Annotated in this window: 12 protein-coding genes; 7 read left to right on the forward strand and 5 right to left on the reverse strand. The window is 71.3% G+C overall.

Annotated features, from left to right (window positions below; all coding sequences use genetic code 11):
- The first annotated feature begins 302 nt into the window (after positions 1 to 302).
- A complete protein-coding gene (locus ACQB60_RS01305) occupies positions 303 to 1133 on the forward strand; it encodes a class I SAM-dependent methyltransferase (RefSeq protein ID WP_496923920.1) in 831 nt (276 codons plus the stop codon).
- A 4-nt stretch (positions 1134 to 1137) separates the two neighbouring features.
- The gene (gene hrpB / locus ACQB60_RS01310) at positions 1138 to 3681 is read left to right on the forward strand and encodes an ATP-dependent helicase HrpB (protein ID WP_496923921.1); all 2544 of its coding nucleotides are present in this window, start codon (positions 1138 to 1140) and stop codon (positions 3679 to 3681) included.
- 29 nt (positions 3682 to 3710) lie between these two features.
- On the opposite strand, the gene pgfA is transcribed toward hrpB, so the two are convergent.
- From pgfA to polA, 5 genes are all read right to left on the reverse strand, one after another.
- Complete coding sequence (gene pgfA / locus ACQB60_RS01315; protein WP_496923922.1) at positions 3711 to 4709, reverse strand: cell envelope lipid trafficking protein PgfA; 999 nt, start codon at positions 4707 to 4709, stop codon at positions 3711 to 3713.
- Positions 4710 to 4722: 13 nt separating this feature from the next.
- Complete coding sequence (locus ACQB60_RS01320) at positions 4723 to 4857, reverse strand: SPW_0924 family protein (protein ID WP_496923923.1); 135 nt, start codon at positions 4855 to 4857, stop codon at positions 4723 to 4725.
- Between the two features lie 153 nt (positions 4858 to 5010).
- Positions 5011 to 6735 carry a lytic transglycosylase domain-containing protein gene (locus tag ACQB60_RS01325; protein WP_496923924.1) on the reverse strand — a complete coding sequence of 575 codons (1725 nt, stop codon included), beginning with the start codon at positions 6733 to 6735 and terminating at the stop codon, positions 5011 to 5013.
- 171 nt (positions 6736 to 6906) lie between these two features.
- Complete coding sequence (locus ACQB60_RS01330) at positions 6907 to 7884, reverse strand: serine hydrolase (protein WP_496923925.1); 978 nt, start codon at positions 7882 to 7884, stop codon at positions 6907 to 6909.
- A 238-nt stretch (positions 7885 to 8122) separates the two neighbouring features.
- Positions 8123 to 10867, reverse strand: coding sequence for a DNA polymerase I (gene polA, locus ACQB60_RS01335; protein WP_496923926.1), 2745 nt, complete (start codon positions 10865 to 10867; stop codon positions 8123 to 8125).
- 122 nt (positions 10868 to 10989) lie between these two features.
- Here polA and ACQB60_RS01340 point away from each other — a divergent pair, with 122 nt between their 5' ends.
- The 5 genes from ACQB60_RS01340 to ACQB60_RS01360 all read left to right on the forward strand — a co-directional run bounded on the left by ACQB60_RS01340 (position 10990) and on the right by ACQB60_RS01360 (position 17073).
- Positions 10990 to 13284: an FdhF/YdeP family oxidoreductase gene (locus tag ACQB60_RS01340; protein WP_496923927.1), complete on the forward strand. Its 2295-nt coding sequence runs from the start codon at positions 10990 to 10992 to the stop codon at positions 13282 to 13284.
- 77 nt (positions 13285 to 13361) lie between these two features.
- A complete protein-coding gene (locus ACQB60_RS01345; RefSeq protein ID WP_496923928.1) occupies positions 13362 to 13844 on the forward strand; it encodes a PaaI family thioesterase in 483 nt (160 codons plus the stop codon).
- 93 nt (positions 13845 to 13937) lie between these two features.
- A complete protein-coding gene (locus ACQB60_RS01350) occupies positions 13938 to 14411 on the forward strand; it encodes a hypothetical protein (RefSeq protein ID WP_496923929.1) in 474 nt (157 codons plus the stop codon).
- Between the two features lie 432 nt (positions 14412 to 14843).
- A complete protein-coding gene (locus ACQB60_RS01355; protein ID WP_384843780.1) occupies positions 14844 to 16049 on the forward strand; it encodes a branched-chain amino acid ABC transporter substrate-binding protein in 1206 nt (401 codons plus the stop codon).
- A 94-nt stretch (positions 16050 to 16143) separates the two neighbouring features.
- Positions 16144 to 17073 (forward strand): branched-chain amino acid ABC transporter permease, encoded by a 930-nt coding sequence (locus ACQB60_RS01360; protein ID WP_384843467.1) that lies wholly within the window; start codon positions 16144 to 16146, stop codon positions 17071 to 17073.
- Positions 17074 to 17075: the final 2 nt, after the last annotated feature.

A 17075-nucleotide genomic window follows, 5' to 3' on the forward strand; every position in this document is an offset into this window, starting at 1 on the left:
TAGGTACTGCTTACGCCGGAGCCCGTTTCGCTCTGCAGAAGCCGGACAGCCTAGGAAGCGCCGACCTGAAGATCCAGGATGGCGCCTCGACAACCGAGGGGACATACAACAGACGCGAGCGCAGCCTGCTATGTCTGAGGAACGCAGGCTCGCAGCGCAACTTGTAGCATACGGGGGCTGCCGGACAGGGTCAATGCGCGAAGGCGCACACCCGGGGGCGGACCACCGCATACCCGGCACAAAACTTGTTACATGAGGCCACATGGGCCGCACTGCGCTCTGTGGACCGGAAGATTACGACGATGGAGCCGATCATCCAAGAGTCCGAGCCGACCGAGCCGACCGAGCCGGAAGCCACGCGGCGTGACGCAGGTGTCACCGAGAGCAGTCGCGCCAATCGCGGCTGGTGGGACCGGAACGCGGACGAGTACCAGATCGAGCACGGCACGTTCCTCGGGGACGACCGTTTCGTGTGGGGCCCCGAAGGGCTCGACGAGGTGGAGGCGGAGCTGCTTGGCCCGCCCGAGGACCTCAAGGGCAAGGACGTCCTGGAGATCGGCGCGGGGGCCGCGCAGTGCTCGCGCTGGCTGGCCTCGCAGGGCGCGCGCCCGGTGGCGCTCGACCTCTCGCACCGCCAGCTCCAGCACGCGCTGCGCATCGGCGGGGGCGTGCCGCTGGTGCAGGCCGACGCGGGCGTCCTGCCGTTCCGCGACGGCTCCTTCGACCTGGCGTGCTCGGCTTACGGAGCGCTGCCCTTCGTCGCGGATCCGGTGCTCGTCCTCAAAGAGGTGCACCGGGTGCTGCGGCCCGGCGGCCGGTTCGTGTTCTCCGTGACGCACCCCGTCCGCTGGGCGTTCCCCGACGAGCCGGGCCCCGAGGGGCTCTCCGTGTCGGCGTCCTACTTCGACCGCACTCCTTATGTGGAGCAGGACGACGAGGGCAACGCCGTCTATGTGGAGCACCACCGGACCGTGGGCGACCGGGTGCGGGACGTGGTGGCCGGGGGCTTTAGGCTCGTCGATCTCGTGGAGCCGCAGTGGCCCGCGTGGAACACCCAGGAGTGGGGCGGCTGGTCGCCGCTGCGCGGCAACCTGATCCCCGGGACTGCGATCTTCGTCTGCGTGCGGGACTGAGGGCGTGACCGGCCGGCCGCGCGATGCTCTGCTGAACCTCCCCGTCCGTTCCGCGCTGCCCGCGCTGCGGTCGGCCCTGGACGCGGACGGCGCCGCGGTGCTCGTGGCGCCGCCCGGCACCGGCAAGACGACGCTGGTGCCGCTCGTCCTCGCCGGGCTCCTGGAAGGGCCGCAGGAGGGCGCCGGCGAGCGCCGTGTGGTCGTCGCCGAGCCGCGGCGGATCGCCGCGCGGGCGGCGGCGCGGCGGATGGCGTGGCTGCTCGGCGAGAAGGTGGGCGAGCGCGTCGGGTACACGGTGCGCGGCGAGCGGGCCGTGGGTCCACGCACGCGCGTGGAGGTCGTCACGACCGGTGTGCTCCTTCAACGTCTGCAGCGGGACCAGGAGTTGAGCGGCGTGGATGCCGTGCTCCTGGACGAGGTGCACGAGCGGCATCTGGACGCGGACACGGCCACGGCGTTCCTGTGGGACGTACGGGAGACGCTGCGGCCCGACCTCGAGCTGGTCGCGGCGTCGGCGACGACCGACGCGCAGGGCTGGGCGCGGCTGCTCGGAGGTGCGCGGGTCGTCGAGGCCGAGGGGGTGGCGCACCCGGTGGACGTGGTGTGGGCGCCGCCTCCGCGCGCGGTGCGGCCGCCGCACGGGATGCGCGTCGACCCGGCGCTCCTGACGCATGTGGCGTCGGTGGTGCGGCGGGCGCTCGCCGAGCGGGACGGCGACGTGCTGTGCTTCCTGCCGGGCGTCGGTGAGATCGCGCGCGTGGCCGGTCAGCTGGGCGGCCTCGGGGACGTCGAGGTGCTCCAGGTGCACGGGCGGGCGCCGGCCGCCGTGCAGGACGCGGTGCTCGCTCCGGGGGCGGGGCGGCGGGTGGTCCTGGCGACGTCGGTGGCCGAATCGTCCCTGACGGTGCCCGGGGTGCGGGTGGTCGTGGACGCGGGCCTGGCGCGGGAGCCGCGTGTGGACCACGCGCGCGGGCTGAGCGCGCTGACGACCGTACGGGCTTCGCGGGCGGCGGCCCGGCAGCGGGCGGGCCGGGCCGGGCGGGAGGCGCCGGGCGTGGTCTACCGGTGCTGGGCCGAGGCCGAGGACGTCCGGCTCCCGGCCTTTCCGGCGCCGGAGATCCAGGTGGCCGATCTGACGGCGTTCGCGCTGCAGACGGCGTGCTGGGGCGCTCCCGACGCCTCCGGGCTCGCCCTGCTGGACGCGCCGCCCGCCGGTGCGCTGGCGGCGGCCCGCTCCGTCCTGGCGGCGGTCGGCGCGGTGGACGCCGCGTCGGGCCGCGTCACCGAGCGGGGCACGCGCCTGGCCCGTGTGGGGCTCCATCCCCGGCTCGCGCGGGCCCTGTTGGACGCGGCGCCCGTCGTGGGTGCGCGGCGGGCGGCGGAGGTGGTGGCCCTCCTGAGCGAGGAGCCGCCACGGGAGTACGGGGACGACCTGGCCACCGCGTGGCGGGCCGCCCGGCGGGGCGGGGACGGGTACGCCGCGCGCTGGCGGGCCGAGGTGCGGCGGCTGAGTTCGGCCGTTCCCGGCGGCGGGGACGGCCGGCCCGGCCTGGGCGAGGACCAGGCCGCCGGGCTCGTGGCCGCCCTCGCCTACCCCGAGCGGGTGGCGAAGGCGCAGCGGGACGGGACGTATCTGATGGTCAACGGCACGCGCGCGGAGGTGCGTTCGGGCTCCGGGCTCAGCGGCGCCGCGTGGGTCGCCGTGGCCGTGGCCGACCGGCCGGTGGGCGCCGGGCACGCGCGCGTGCAGCTCGCCGGGCACATCGACGAGGACGTGGCCCGGGATGCGGCCGCCTCACTGCACGAGGACCGCGACGAGGTCGCCTGGGACGGCGGCGCCCTCGTGGCCCGGCACGTGGAGCGGCTCGGCGCCGTCGAGCTGGCGGTGCGCCCGCTGGCGGACCCCGACCCCGCCCTCGTACGAGCAGCTCTCCTGGAGGGGTTGCGGGAGGAGGGGACGGGGCTGCTCAACTGGTCGCGCGGGGCGCGGGAGTTGCGGGAGCGGCTGGCGTTCCTGCACCACCATGTGGGGGCGCCCTGGCCCGACGTATCGGAAGAGGCGCTGCACGCGCGCGTGGACGAGTGGCTGGAGCCGGAGCTGTCGCGGGCGCGGCGCCGGGCCGACCTGGGGCGCATCGACGCGGGGCAGGCGCTCACGCGGCTCCTGCCGTGGGCGTCCGGGGACGCGGCGCGCCTGGACGAGCTGGCGCCGGAGCGGGTGGAGGTGCCGAGCGGGTCCAGGATCCGGATCGACTACGCCACCCCCGAACAGCCCGTTCTGGCCGTGAAGTTGCAGGAGCTGTTCGGTCTCCAGGAGACGCCGCGCGTCTGCGGGGTGCCCCTTCTGGTGCATCTGCTGTCCCCGGCGGGCCGCCCGGCCGCCGTCACCGCCGATCTGGCGTCGTTCTGGCGCGAGGGGTACCGGGCGGTGCGGTCCGAGCTGCGCGGCCGCTACCCGAAGCACCCGTGGCCGGACGACCCGGCGACCGCCGAGCCGACCCGGCACACGAAGGCACGTCAGCAGGCTCAACAGGGCGGCCGCGCCTAACGGGGCGGCCGCACTTGGGCGTTCGGTCCTCAGGCGTTGACGGGTTCCGGCTCCGGGTCGTGGTCCGCCTTCTCGGTGGGCTCGCCCGGCCTGCGGCTGCGGGCCTCCAGCCACAGGGACAGGGCCAGGAGCAGGATGCCGAGGATCAGGAAGCCCCAGGGCAGGTACGAGGTGAGCAGGAGCACCAGGACGCGCTGGGACTTGACCTGGTCGACGACGTCCTTGATGTAGTCCTCGCGCATCTTCACGTGGCCCTTGAAGACGGTGACCTTGTCCCGGCCGCCGAGGAGGGAGCCGCCGCGCAGCTCGTTGTTCTGGATCTCCTCGCCGTAGACGGGCGCACCCGTGGTCGGCTCGACCCAGAACCTGCGGACGGTGCTGTACCAGCGGGTGGTGCCGGACGCGGTGAGGGACTTCGCGTTGACGCCCTTGATCGGCATCGTCTTGGGGTAGGGCACCTTGGTCCACGGGATGGTCTGCTCGAAGTAGTAGACCTTCAGGCCGCGGAAGTTCTGGGTGCCCTTGTAGTGGATGGGCTTGGTGACGCGGGCCTGTGCGTCGAAGTACTCGTAGTCCCGCTTCTCCGTCAGGAAGGGCCACTTGAACTCGATGCCCTCGCGCTTGACGGTGTCGCCGTCGACGGCCTCGGTGTTCGTGTGGACGGGGGCCTGGCTGTGGGCGTCGAAGATGTACCGCTCGGGGATCTTGGAGACCATCTTGCCCTGGGGGTCGACCACATAGGAGAGCGCGTCCCAGACGACGACGTCGCGGCCCGCGGTCTTCTCGACCTTCTCGGACTCCTCGACGTTGCCCTTGAGGGTCTGCACGATGGTGACCTTGGGGACCTTCTTCGCCTTCATGGAGGCGTAGTCGATGAGGGTCGGGTTCTTCGCCTCCAGGACGGCGTTCTGGTACTGGTTCGGCGGGATCTTCGCCAGGCGCGGGAAGGCGTACCACCGCATCAGCGGGGACAGGGCCGTGAAGAACACGGCGAACGCGAGCAGGATCAGGCTGGCCTTGCGGCGCACGCTGGGGCCCTCCCTACGGGTGCTTGGGGACGGTGGTGAGCAGCGGCTTCGGTGACGTCTCGCCGGGAGGCGCCCCGAGGGCCGTGATCGTGAAGATCAGGGCGAGGGCGACCACGAGGCCGGTGGCGGCGGCGATGAGGGCACGCATGCGGGCCTCCCGTTACGGCGTGAACACGGAACCTGATAGGTCGTCAGGGCGGGCACCGTAGCAACGCCGGGGCGAGATGAGAACACGTTGCACACAGCGGACCGCCCCCGCTGCCGGGTGCGGCAACGAGGGCGGTCCCCAAGGGTGTTCGGCTCAGGCAGCGGCCACCTTCAGTTCCACGGTGGCCGTGGCGCCGCCCGCCGTGGTGACGCGCAGGAAGTACGTGCCCGCCGCGTCGTCCGCGTACATCTTCGGCAGCAGCAGCGCGCCGTCCTTGTCGGTCTTCAGGCCCTTGAGGGTGCGCACCGGCTTGCCGTCCGCGTCCTTGAAGTAGGGGCCCTTGGCGGCGGCCGCCGCGTCGGCGTCCGCCGAGGCGACGAACGTGGCGGTGGCCGCGACGCCGTCGGCGGCCTCACCCTTGTAGGTCGCCTTGAGCTCCACCTGGTCCGCGAAGGTGCCGCCGGGCACACAGGTCAGCGCCTTGTCGCCGGTCCGCGCGAGGGCGTCGGCCTGCCGCTCGGTGACCGTCGCCTTGTAGTCGAGGCCGGGCAGCGAGCGGCCCACGACGGTGGCCCGGACGGTGAACTCGCCCGTCTTCTCGCCCGCCTTGATCTCCGGCGCCGTGGCCCGGCCGGTGGCGCTGGTGGCGAGCGTGACGCTGGTGGCACCGCCCGCGAAGCGCGCGTCGGTGTCGCCGACGATCGCGAACTTCACCTTGGCCTTCGCCACCGGCGTGCCCGAGGCCCGCTCCGCGCGCACCGCGACGCGCTCCGCGAAGGCGTCGCCGGCCTGCGCGGTGAGCTTGCCGGTGCCGCCGTCCTTGAGCCGGGCCACCGACTCGGTGGGCGTGGGCGTCGGGTTCGGCGTGGGGGTCTCGGAGCCGCCGCCGCCCGGCTTCGGCGGGGTGGGCTTGGGGGTCGGGGTGCCGCCGGGCTTGCCGGAGTCGCCCGGCTTCGGGCTCGGCTTGCCGCTGGGCTTGCCGCTCGGCTTCCCGCTCGGCTTGGTGGGCTTCGGGGTCGGCGTGGGGGTGGGCTTCGCACTCGCGCCGCCGCCGGAGAGGTCGCCGTCGTCCGGGAGGCCGCCCGTGCCGTCGGGGATCTCGTGGGTGCCCTTGCGGTAGTACTCCAGCCACGTCAGGACCGTGGTGAGGTACTCCTGCGAGTGGTTGTAGCTGAGGATCGCCGCGTGCAGTCCGGGCCCGGTGGACAGGTCGCGGCCGTCCGCGCACAGATAGCGGCCCGCGGCGAGCGCGGCGTCGTAGATGTTGTTCGGGTCCTTCTTGCCGTCTCCGTTGCCGTCCTGCGCCCAGGTGTTCCACGTCGACGGGATGAACTGCATGGGGCCGACCGCGCGGTCGTGCGTGCTGTCGCCGTCGTACGCGCCGTCGTCGGTGTCGGTGATCTTCGCGAAGCCGTTACCGTCCAGGACCGGGCCGAGGATCGGCGTGAGCGTCGTGCCGTCCTTGGTGACGCGCCCGCCGCGCGCCTGGCCCGACTCCACCTTGCCGATGGCGGCGAGGAGTTCCCAGGGCAGCCGGCAGCCCGGCTTCGACTCGGCGAGGGACGCCTCGGCCTTCTTGTAGGCGTCGAGGAGCGTCGCGGGCAGGCCCGCCTCGGGGTCGCGGCCGCCGGTGGCGGGGTCGCCTATGACGGGGTTGGACGGCGTGGTGTTCAGGGGCGGAAGGTCCGTGTAGTACGGGGAGTTGCCCGTCGCGGAGTCCTCCCCGGGCGGGGGCGTCGACTCGGACGTGGCCCGCTCGTCGCGGGGTGTGTTCGTCACGCCCGGTGCCTGCGACGCGGCGAGCGCCGCCACCGCCGCGGCCGCCACCGCGGTCGTCACCGCGCCCCTGCGCAGCCGCCTGCCGAATACCGCCGCCATGTCCGTGCACCCCTCCCGCCGACGCCTTGGCCCGCCGCCGCCCGCACACGCGTGCGCCCCATACGGCGACCCAGGCGACACTACGTCAACTTTCGGCGCCCAGGCACCCCATCGTGCCCGTTTTTAACCGGTTGGCCAGGTCACCGTCGCACGCTACGGGCAATGCCACGGTTACGGCTCGGGGTTGTCCCCAAGAGGTGACGAAGTGTCCGGAACCGACCCGTCGGGAATCTCACTGATCTCGCTCGGCGGAGTCAGCCCCTGGCCCGCCGCACGGCCCTTGTTCAGCGCGCGGTGCACCGCCTGCGCGATCCGCTCGATGGTCCGCACCCCGTACGCCATCGTCGGGTTGTCGTGGGAGAGGACCGCAAGCCGGTAGGTGCGGCCGCCCCCGGTGAACGCGCCGACGCTGTGCACCCGCCAGCCGTGCGTGGCCCGCGGCAGCCAGCCGTTCTTCAGGTGCGCGGTGATGCCGCGCGGCATGCCCGCGGGCACCCCCCAGCGCTGGTCACGCCGCACCTGGCTCAGCAGATTCAGGCCGTACGCGCGTGAGCTCGCGCGCAGCACGTCACGGGCGCCCGTGAGCACGCCGAGGAGGCGCAGCTGATCGGCGGCCGTCGTCCGGGTCAGGCCCCAGTAACCGTCGTGGCCAAGGGTGGTGGCGGTGGTGCCGACGCGGCGCAGGAACCGGGAGAGCGTGGTGTGGCCCAGGTCGGTCCAGAGCCGCCAGGCCGCCCCGTTGTCCGAACGCGTGATCATGGGGCGGGCGTTGCGCTGCTCCCAGCCGGTGAGCTTGCGCCGCCAGGACTCCGCGCGGCGCAGGGCGGTCTCCAGGATCAGGACCTTCGCGACGCTCGCCGCGTCGTAGCGGCGCTGCCCGGAGAGGTCGCAGGTGAGGCCGGTGCGGTCGTCGTGGAGGGAGACCGAGACGGTGCCGGATCTGTGGGCGAGGGCCGCCTTGAGGTCCCGGGAGAGGTTCTTGGCCAGGGTGGGGTCCTTGGCCGCCGTGCAGGGGGCTGCGAGAGCGGATCCCTGGGTGCCCTGGCCCGTGCTCGCGGCTGCGGCGGTCGCCAGGGGTACAGGGGTGAGCAGGGCCGAGGTCAGGGCTGCGGCCACGGGGGTGCGCCAATGGCGCGGGTGTATGCCCATGCGGTCATCGTGGACGGGGGTGCGGGGGGTGGGCTCGGGGGCGGGGGCCACCTGGGTGAGCTGGCCTTTCTTGATCCCCGAACCCGCCCCTTCCCGGAAACCATGCGCTTCGCGCCTGGGCCCCGCTCCGGGGCGGGGTTATGGGGGGGGCTTCGCCCCCTTGCCCCCCCCTGTCGGCGCTGCGCGCCTCGTCCTCAAACGCCGGACGGGCTGAGAGACGCCCGCCCGGCCTTGATCGTCAGTGGGCCGCCGACTCCCAGTCCTGGCCCACGCCCACCGACACGTCCAGCGGGGCCCTGAGGTCCGCCGCACCCGCCATCTCCTTGCGGACGATCTGCTCCACCTGCTCGCGCTCCCCCGGTGCGATCTCCAGGACGATTTCGTCGTGAACCTGGAGGAGCATGCGGGACGTGAGCTTCGCCTTGGTGAGGGCACGGTCCACGTTCAGCATCGCGATCTTGACGATGTCCGCCGCCGTGCCCTGGATCGGGGCGTTCAGGGCCATGCGCTCGGCCATCTCGCGGCGCTGGCGGTTGTCGCTGTTCAGATCCGGGAGGTAGCGGCGGCGGCCCAGCATCGTCTCCGTGTAGCCCGTGGCGCGGGCCTCGTCGACGGCGCGGCGCAGGTAGTCGCGCACCCCGCCGAAGCGCTCGAAGTACGTGTCCATCAGGGCCCGGGCCTCGCCCGCGTCGATGTTCAGCTGCTGGGAGAGGCCGAACGCCGACAGGCCGTAGGCCAGGCCGTACGACATCGCCTTGATCTTGCGGCGCATCTCCGCGTCGACCGCCGAGCGCTCCACTCCGAAGACCTGCGAGGCGACCGTGGTGTGCAGGTCCTCACCGGAGGTGAACGCCTCGATGAGGCCCTCGTCCTCGGAGAGGTGCGCCATGACGCGCAGCTCGATCTGGCTGTAGTCGGCCGTCATGAGGGATTCGAAGCCCTCACCGACGACGAACCCGCGGCGGATCGCACGGCCCTCGTCCGTGCGCACCGGGATGTTCTGGAGGTTGGGGTCGGTGGAGGAGAGGCGGCCCGTCGCCGCCACCGTCTGGTTGAACGTGGTGTGGATGCGGCCGTCCGCCGCGATCGTCTTGATGAGGCCCTCGACGGTGACCCGGAGCTTCGCCTGCTCGCGGTGGCGGAGCATGATCACCGGGAGTTCGTTCTCCGTCTGCGCCGCGAGCCAGGCCAGGGCGTCGGCGTCCGTGGTGTAGCCGGTCTTGGTCTTCTTCGTCTTGGGGAGGTTCAGCTCGCCGAAGAGGACCTCCTGGAGCTGCTTGGGCGAGCCCAGGTTGAACTCGTGGCCCGCCGCGGCGTGCGCCTCCTTCACGGCCTGCTGCACGGCGCCCGCGAACTGCTGCTCCATCGACTCCAGATGGGCGCGGTCGGCCGCGATGCCGTGCCGCTCCAGGCGGGCCAGGAGCGTGGAGGTCGGCAGCTCGATGTCCGCCAACAGGTCGGCCGCGCCGACCTCTTGGAGCCGCTCACCGAAGGCCGTGCCCAGGTCCAGGACCGTGCGGGCCTGCAGCATCAGCGACTCGGCCTCGGCCTGGTCGTCCTCCTCCGTACCGAAGGCCAGCTGGCCGTCGGCCGCGGCGGCGGGGGCCAGCTCACGGCCCAGGTACTCCAGGGACAGCGCGTCCAGGGCGAAGGAGCGGCGGCCCGGCTTGACCAGGTAGGCGGCGAGCGCGGTGTCCATGGTGACGCCGTCGACGCTCCAGCCGTGCTCCGCGAAGACCCGCATGACGCCCTTGGCGTTGTTCAGGACCTTCGGCTTCTTCGCGTCGGAGATCCAGGCGGCGAACGCCTTCTCGTCGGCCTCGTCCAGCGACGACGGGTCGAACCAGGCCGCCGCTCCCCCGGCGGCCGCCAGCGCCACCTCCGTGACGGAGCCCGTGCCGAGCTGCCAGGTGTCGACCGTGGCCAGACCCAGGACCGCCTTGCCGTGCTCGGCCAGCCACGGGGCGAGCTCACCGCCGCCCAGCACCGTGCCGTCCAGCTCGATGCCGTCGGCCACCGGGGCGGCGTCCTCCGCCTCCTCCGCGCCCGGGTCGACCGCCAGCAGGCGCTCACGCAGGGAGGGGTTGCGGATCTCCAGGGTGTCCAGGACCAGGGCGAGGGCCTTGCGGTCGTACGGGGCGCGCGCCAAGTCGTCCACGGACTTGGGCAGTTCCACGTCGCGCACCATCTCCGTGAGCCGGCGGTTCAGCTTCACGGCCTCGATGTGGTCGCGGAAGTTCTGCCCGGCCTTGCCCTTGACCTCCTCGGCGCGCTCCACGAGATCCGCGAACGAACCGAACTGGTTGATCCACTTCGCGGCGGTCTTCTCGCCGACGCCGGGGATGCCCGGGAGGTTGTCCGACGGGTCGCCGCGCAGCGCCGCGAAGTCGGGGTACTGGCTGGGCGTGAGCCCGTACTTCTCCTGGACCTTCTCCGGGGTGAAACGCGTCAGCTCGGAGACGCCCTTGGTGGGGTACAGCACCGTCACGTGGTCGGTGATCAGCTGGAAGGAGTCCCGGTCGCCGGTGACGATCAGGACCTCGAAGCCCGCCGCCTCGGCCTGCGTGGCGAGCGTCGCGATGATGTCGTCCGCCTCGAAACCGTCCACCGCGAAGCGCTGCGCGTGCATCGCGTCCAGCAGCTCGCCGATCAGCTCGACCTGGCCCTTGAACTCGTCGGGCGTCTTGGAGCGGTTCGCCTTGTAGTCGCTGAACTCCTCGGAGCGCCACGTCTTGCGGGAGACGTCGAACGCCACCGCGAAGTGCGTGGGCGCCTCGTCGCGCAGCGTGTTCGCCAGCATCGACGCGAAGCCGTAGATCGCGTTCGTCGGCTGGCCCGTCGCCGTCGTGAAATTCTCCGCGGGCAGCGCGAAGAACGCCCGGTACGCCAGGGAGTGCCCGTCCATCAGGAGCAGGCGCGGACGGTCACCGCCCGTGGTCTTCGTCGCGGACTCGGACTTCTTCTTCGATGCTGTTTCTGCCACGGGTCCGATCCTGCCAGACCCCACTGACAGTCCGGCCCCACGCGACCTGACCCGGGCGCTGTCGGCGGTGCGTGGGAGGATCGGAGACGTACCTCACGCAGGCGCTCGAGGAGGAGCCGACCATGGCAAGCAAGCCGCCCAAGGGTGATCCGGTCCAGGACGCGCCGCAGGTGAGCGAGGTGCAGCACTCCGCGGTGGGCCTGCCCGGCGTCGCCCACGCCCTGAAGATCTCCCGGCAGCAGATGGGCGTGCGCCGCACCGCGCTCACGCTGCTGCGCGTCAACCAGAAGGACGGCTTCGACTGCCCGGGCTGCGCCTGGCCCGAGCCGGAGCACCGGCACACCGCCGAGTTCTGCGAGAACGGGGCGAAGGCCGTCGCCGAAGAGGCCACCCTGCGCCGCGTCACCCCCGACTTCTTCGCCGCGCACCCCGTCGCCGACCTCGCGACGCGCAGCGGCTACTGGCTGGGCCAGCAGGGCCGCCTCACCCACCCCATGTACCTGGCCGAGGGCGCCGAGCACTACGAGGCGATCCCCTGGGAGCGGGCCTTCGACATCGTCGCCGAGGAAATCGCCGCCCTGGACAGCCCGGACGAGTCCGTCTTCTACACCTCGGGCCGCACCAGCAACGAGGCCGCGTTCCTCTACCAGCTGTTCGCCCGCGAGCTCGGCACGAACAACCTCCCCGACTGCTCGAACATGTGCCACGAGTCGTCCGGCTCCGCGCTCACGGAGACCATCGGCATCGGCAAGGGCAGCGTCTCCCTCGAAGACCTCTACAAGTCGGACCTGATCATCGTCGCCGGACAGAACCCCGGCACGAACCACCCGCGCATGCTCTCCGCCCTGGAGAAGGCGAAGAACAACGGCGCGAAGATCATCACGGTCAACCCGCTGCCCGAAGCGGGCATGGAGCGCTTCAAGAACCCGCAGACGCCGCACGGCATGCTCAAGGGCACCGCCCTGACCGACCTCTTCCTGCAGATCCGCCTCGGCGGCGACCAGGCACTCTTCCGCCTCCTCAACAAGCTCATCCTGGAGACAGAAGGCGCCGTGGACGAGGAGTTCGTCCGCGAACACACCCACGGCTACGAGGAGTTCACCGAAGCCGCCCGCGCCGCCGACTGGGACGAGACGCTCGCCGCGACCGGCCTGGAGCGGGACCGCATCGAACAGGCCCTGCGGCTGGTCCTCGCCTCGAAGCGCACCGTCGTGTGCTGGGCCATGGGCCTCACCCAGCACAAGCACTCCGTGCCGACGATCCGCGAAGTCGTCAACTTCCTGCTGCTGCGCGGCAACATCGGCCGCCCCGGCGCCGGCGTCTGCCCCGTGCGCGGCCACTCCAACGTGCAGGGCGACCGCACCATGGGCATCTTCGAGCGGCCCGCGCCCGCCTTCCTCGACGCCCTGGAGAAGGAGTTCGGCTTCGCCCCGCCCCGCCACCACGGCCTGGACGTCGTACGGGCCATCCGCGCACTGCGCGACGGCGAGGCGAAGGTCTTCTTCGCGATGGGCGGCAACTTCGTCGCGGCCACCCCCGACACCGACGTCACCGAAGCCGCGATGCGCCGCGCCCGCCTCACCGTCCACGTCTCCACGAAACTCAACCGCTCGCACACCGTCACGGGCGCACGCGCCCTGATCCTGCCTACCCTCGGCCGCACCGAGCGCGACCTCCAGGTCGGCCCGAACGGGAAAAGCACAGAGCAGTTCGTGACCGTCGAGGACTCCATGGGCATGGTCCACGCCTCCCGCGGCCGCCTGGAGCCCGCGAGCCCCCACCTGCTGTCCGAACCCGCCATCGTGTGCCGCCTCGCCCGCACCGTCCTCGGCCCCGAATCGGCCACGCCCTGGGAGGAGTTCGAGAAGGACTACGCGACGGTGCGCGACCGCATCGCGCGCGTGGTGCCCGGCTTCGAGGACTTCAACAAGAAGGTCGCCCACCCCGGCGGCTTCACCCTCCCCCACGCCCCGCGCGACGAACGCCGCTTCCCCACCACCACCGGCAAGGCCAACTTCACCGCCGCGCGCGTGGAGTTCCCCGAGGTCCCCGAGGGCCGCCTGCTGCTGCAGACACTGCGCTCCCACGACCAGTACAACACCACCATCTACGGCCTCGACGACCGCTACCGGGGCATCAAGAACGGCCGCCGGGTCGTCCTCGTCCACCCCGACGACGCCGCCGCCCTAGGCTTCGCCGACGGCTCGTACGCGGACCTCGTCAGCGAGTGGCAGGACGGCGTGGAGCGGCGCGCCCCCGGCTTCCGCGTCGTGCACTACCCGACGGCCCGCGGCTGCGCCGCCGCCTACTACCCGGAGACCAACGTCCTGGTGCCGCTGGACGCCACCGCCGACACCAGCAACACCCCCGCCAGCAAGTCCGTCGTCGTCCGCCTGGAACAATCGGCAACCGACTGAGCGTTTGCTCAGCGACTTCGGTCAACGGTGGCCAACGGTGGCCACCGCAGTCAGGACGACGAACGGAGCCGGGCCCCATGGGCGAGCAGCACCACGTGAAGTTCCCGCAAGAGGTCATCGACGAGTACGCCGCGCTCGGCGTCGACCTGCCCGCCCTCTTCTCCGCGGGCCACCTCGGCACCCGCATGGGCATCCAGATCCTGGAGGCGTCCGCGGACCGCGTCGTCGGCACCATGCCCGTCGAGGGCAACACCCAGCCGTACGGGCTGCTGCACGGCGGCGCCTCCGCCGTCCTCGCCGAGACCCTCGGCTCCGTCGGCTCCATGCTCCACGGCGGCATCACCAAGCTCGCCGTCGGCGTCGACCTGAACTGCACCCACCACCGCGGCGCCCGCTCCGGCCTCGTCACCGGCGTCGCCACCCCCGTCCACCGCGGCCGCTCCACCGCCACGTACGAGATCGTCATCACCGACGAGCAGGACAAGCGGGTCTGCAGCGCCCGCCTGACCTGCCTGCTGCGCGACGCCCCCACGGGCGGAGCCACCACCGCCATCGCCTGACCCGGCCCCCGCCGAGAAGCGGGGCGCACCCCTCAACTTGTGCGCCCCGCACGGCTCTTGCCGCCCCTCGCCCGCGATCGCTACCTTCGCGCCATGGGGGCCAAGAGGAACCGCACGGGGACCAAAGGGGAGCGAGCGCCACGCCGGACGAGGTGGACCCTCGCCGCCGCCCTCACCACCGCGCTCGCCCTGCCCGCCGCGCTCACCGCCTGCGACAGCGGCACCTCGCACTCCGCGGCCACCGCCACGCCGAAACCGTCCGCGCACACGACGTCCCCGGCGCAGATCTGCACCAACAAAGTCGCCTACTGGGCCAAGCAAGTCCTCGTCGACGCACCGAACTCCGGCCGCGACTACATGCAAAAGGGCCTCTCCAACGGCGAGAACAACATCCTCGTCGCCGCCGTCTCCGCCGCGAAGGCCGAGCGCAAACGCCACGGACTCGCCGCCGCAAGGAAGTTGATCGACCGTCAGGTCTCGGCGGCCTGCATCGAGCGCAACCGCAACGGGCCGCACTCCGGCAACCCCTGGAACCCCTCAGAACCGGCCAGTTCTCACTCTGCGTAACAAGCGCGCCATCCGCCGGACTCCGGCGCGCAACCCCGCGCACCCCCGCGCAACCACCCCGCCCCACTCCGGACGAGGCCGTTCCGCGCCCCCTCCACGCCGGCCGATGTCAGCACCAAGATCCCCTCAAGCCCCTTAGCGGAACTGGCTGTTCTCACAACGTGAAACACGGGCGTCGACAGGAGAGGCCCGCCATGCCCGCCGCGCACCACCCCCGTTTCACCTCGGATAACAAGAAAGTCACATCCTTCCCCTAGCTCCTCCCCGCGCCCTCCACCTGCGCTTAGAGTCACCGCCAGTCACCGCGCCGCCGGGCGCACACTGAATTGCACGGCCCTGTACCACCACCAGTACGGCCCGGCGATCTCAACGGCCCCTCCACCAAGCGAGGGCGCCGCGCCAGGGAAAGGACCAATCGTGCGAAACCGTTCCGTGCTCATCCTCACCACGGTGCTGACCACCGGGGCACTCACCCTCACCGCCTGCGGGTCGCGCGACGACGACAACAAGAGCAGCGACAACGGAGGCGGCAAAACCGTCGTCATCGGCTTCGACGCGCCCCTCACCGGTGACCTCTCCGCGCTCGGCATCGGCATGCGCAACTCCGCCGAACTCGCCGTCAAGCAGGCGAACGAGCAGAAGCTCGTCGACGGCGTGACCTTCAAGCTCGACCCCCAGGACGACCAGGGCCAGCCCTCCGTCGGCGGCACCAACGCCCAGAAGTTCATCAGCAACAAGGACGTCCTCGGCGTCGTCGGCCCGCTGAACTCCAGCGTCTCCCAGTCGATGCAGAAGCCCTTCAACGACAACGGACTGACGCAGGTCTCCCCGGCCAACACCGGCACCGAGCTCACCCAGGGCAACGGCTGGAAGACCGGCAAGAAGGCCCGCCCCTTCAAGACCTTCTTCCGCACCGCCACCACCGACCAGGTCCAGGGCCAGTTCGCCGCGCAGTACCTCTACACCAAGGCGAAGATCAAGAAGGTCTACCTGATCGACGACCAGAAGACCTACGGCGCCGGCCTCGCCGCGTCCTTCAAGGCGACGTACACGAAGATCGGCGGCAAGATCGTCGGCTCCGACCACGTCAACCAGGAAGACCGCGACTTCAAGTCCGTGGCCGGCAAGGTCAAGAGCACTGGCGCCGAAGCCGTCTACTACGGCGGCGAGTACCCCGCCGCCGCCCCGCTCAGCCAGCAGCTCAAGGAGAGCGGCGCCAAGATCCCGCTCATGGGCGGCGACGGCATGAAGAGCGAGCAGTTCCCGAAGATCAACAAGAAGGCCGAAGGCGACCTCGGCACCTCCGTCGGCGCCCCCGTCGAAAAGCTCCCCTCCGCCAAGAAGTTCATCGAGGACTACAACAAGGCGTACAAGGAGGACATGGAGACCTACGGCGCCGGCACCTACGACGCCACCTGGTCCATCATCCAGGCCGTCAAGCTCGCCGCCGACGGAGGCAAGACCCCCGACCGCGCAGGCGTCCTCGAAGCCATGAGCAAGGTCCAGTTCGACGGCGTCACCGGCAAGGTCTCGTTCGACAAGTACGGCGACACGACGAACACGATGATGACCGCCTACCAGATCAAGGGCAACAAGTGGACGCCCAAGTTCTACGAGGCGTACAAGCCCCTCAGCTGACCGCACACGCAGCACTCCACTGATCAAGGCCGCGCGGGAGCGCCAAGAGCGCTCCCGCGCGGTGCCTTATCCGACACCCAACGGAGGCCCTGCGGTGCACGAACTGCCGCAACAGCTGGCCAATGGACTCATCCTCGGCGCGATGTACGGACTCATCGCGATCGGCTACACGATGGTCTACGGAATCGTCCAGCTCATCAACTTCGCCCACGGCGAGATATTCATGATCGGGGGCTTCGGAGCCCTCACCATCTACCTCTGGCTCCCCGCCGGCTTCTCCCTGCTCGCCGCGATCCCCCTCATGATCATCGGCGGCGTCATCTGCTCCGTCGCCGTCGGCACCGCAGCCGAACGCTTCGCCTACCGGCCCCTGCGCGGCGCCCCCCGCCTCGCCCCCCTCATCACCGCCATCGGCCTCTCCATCCTGCTCCAGCAGGCCGTCTGGAAGTGGTACCCCGACGCCAAGAAGGACCGTTCCTTCCCGCAGTTCGAAGGCGACCCCGTCCACATCCTCGGCGCCGACATCCAGCGCGGCGACTTCTTCATCATCATCGCCGCCCCCCTCTGCATGCTCGCCCTCGCCTACTACGTCAACAAGACACGCACCGGCCGCGGCATGCAGGCCACCGCCCAAGACCCCGACACCGCCAAGCTCATGGGCATCAACACCGACCGCATCATCGTCATGGCCTTCGCCATCGGCGCCGCGTTCGCCGCCGTCGCAGCCGTCGGATACGGCCTCCACAACGGCCAAGTCGGCTTCAAAATGGGCTTCATCATGGGCCTCAAAGCCTTCACCGCCGCCGTACTCGGCGGCATCGGCAACATCTACGGCGCCATGCTCGGCGGCATCGTCCTCGGCGTCGCCGAAGCCCTGGCCACCGGCTACATGGCCGACGTCCCCGGCATGGAACAGTTCGGCGGCGGCTCCTGGAAGGACGTCTGGGCCTTCGCCCTCCTCATCCTCGTCCTCCTGCTCAGGCCCCAAGGGCTACTCGGCGAACGCGTCGCGGACAGGGCGTGATA

Source organism: Streptomyces odontotermitis, assembly GCF_050510915.1.
Lineage (GTDB): Bacteria > Actinomycetota > Actinomycetes > Streptomycetales > Streptomycetaceae > Streptomyces.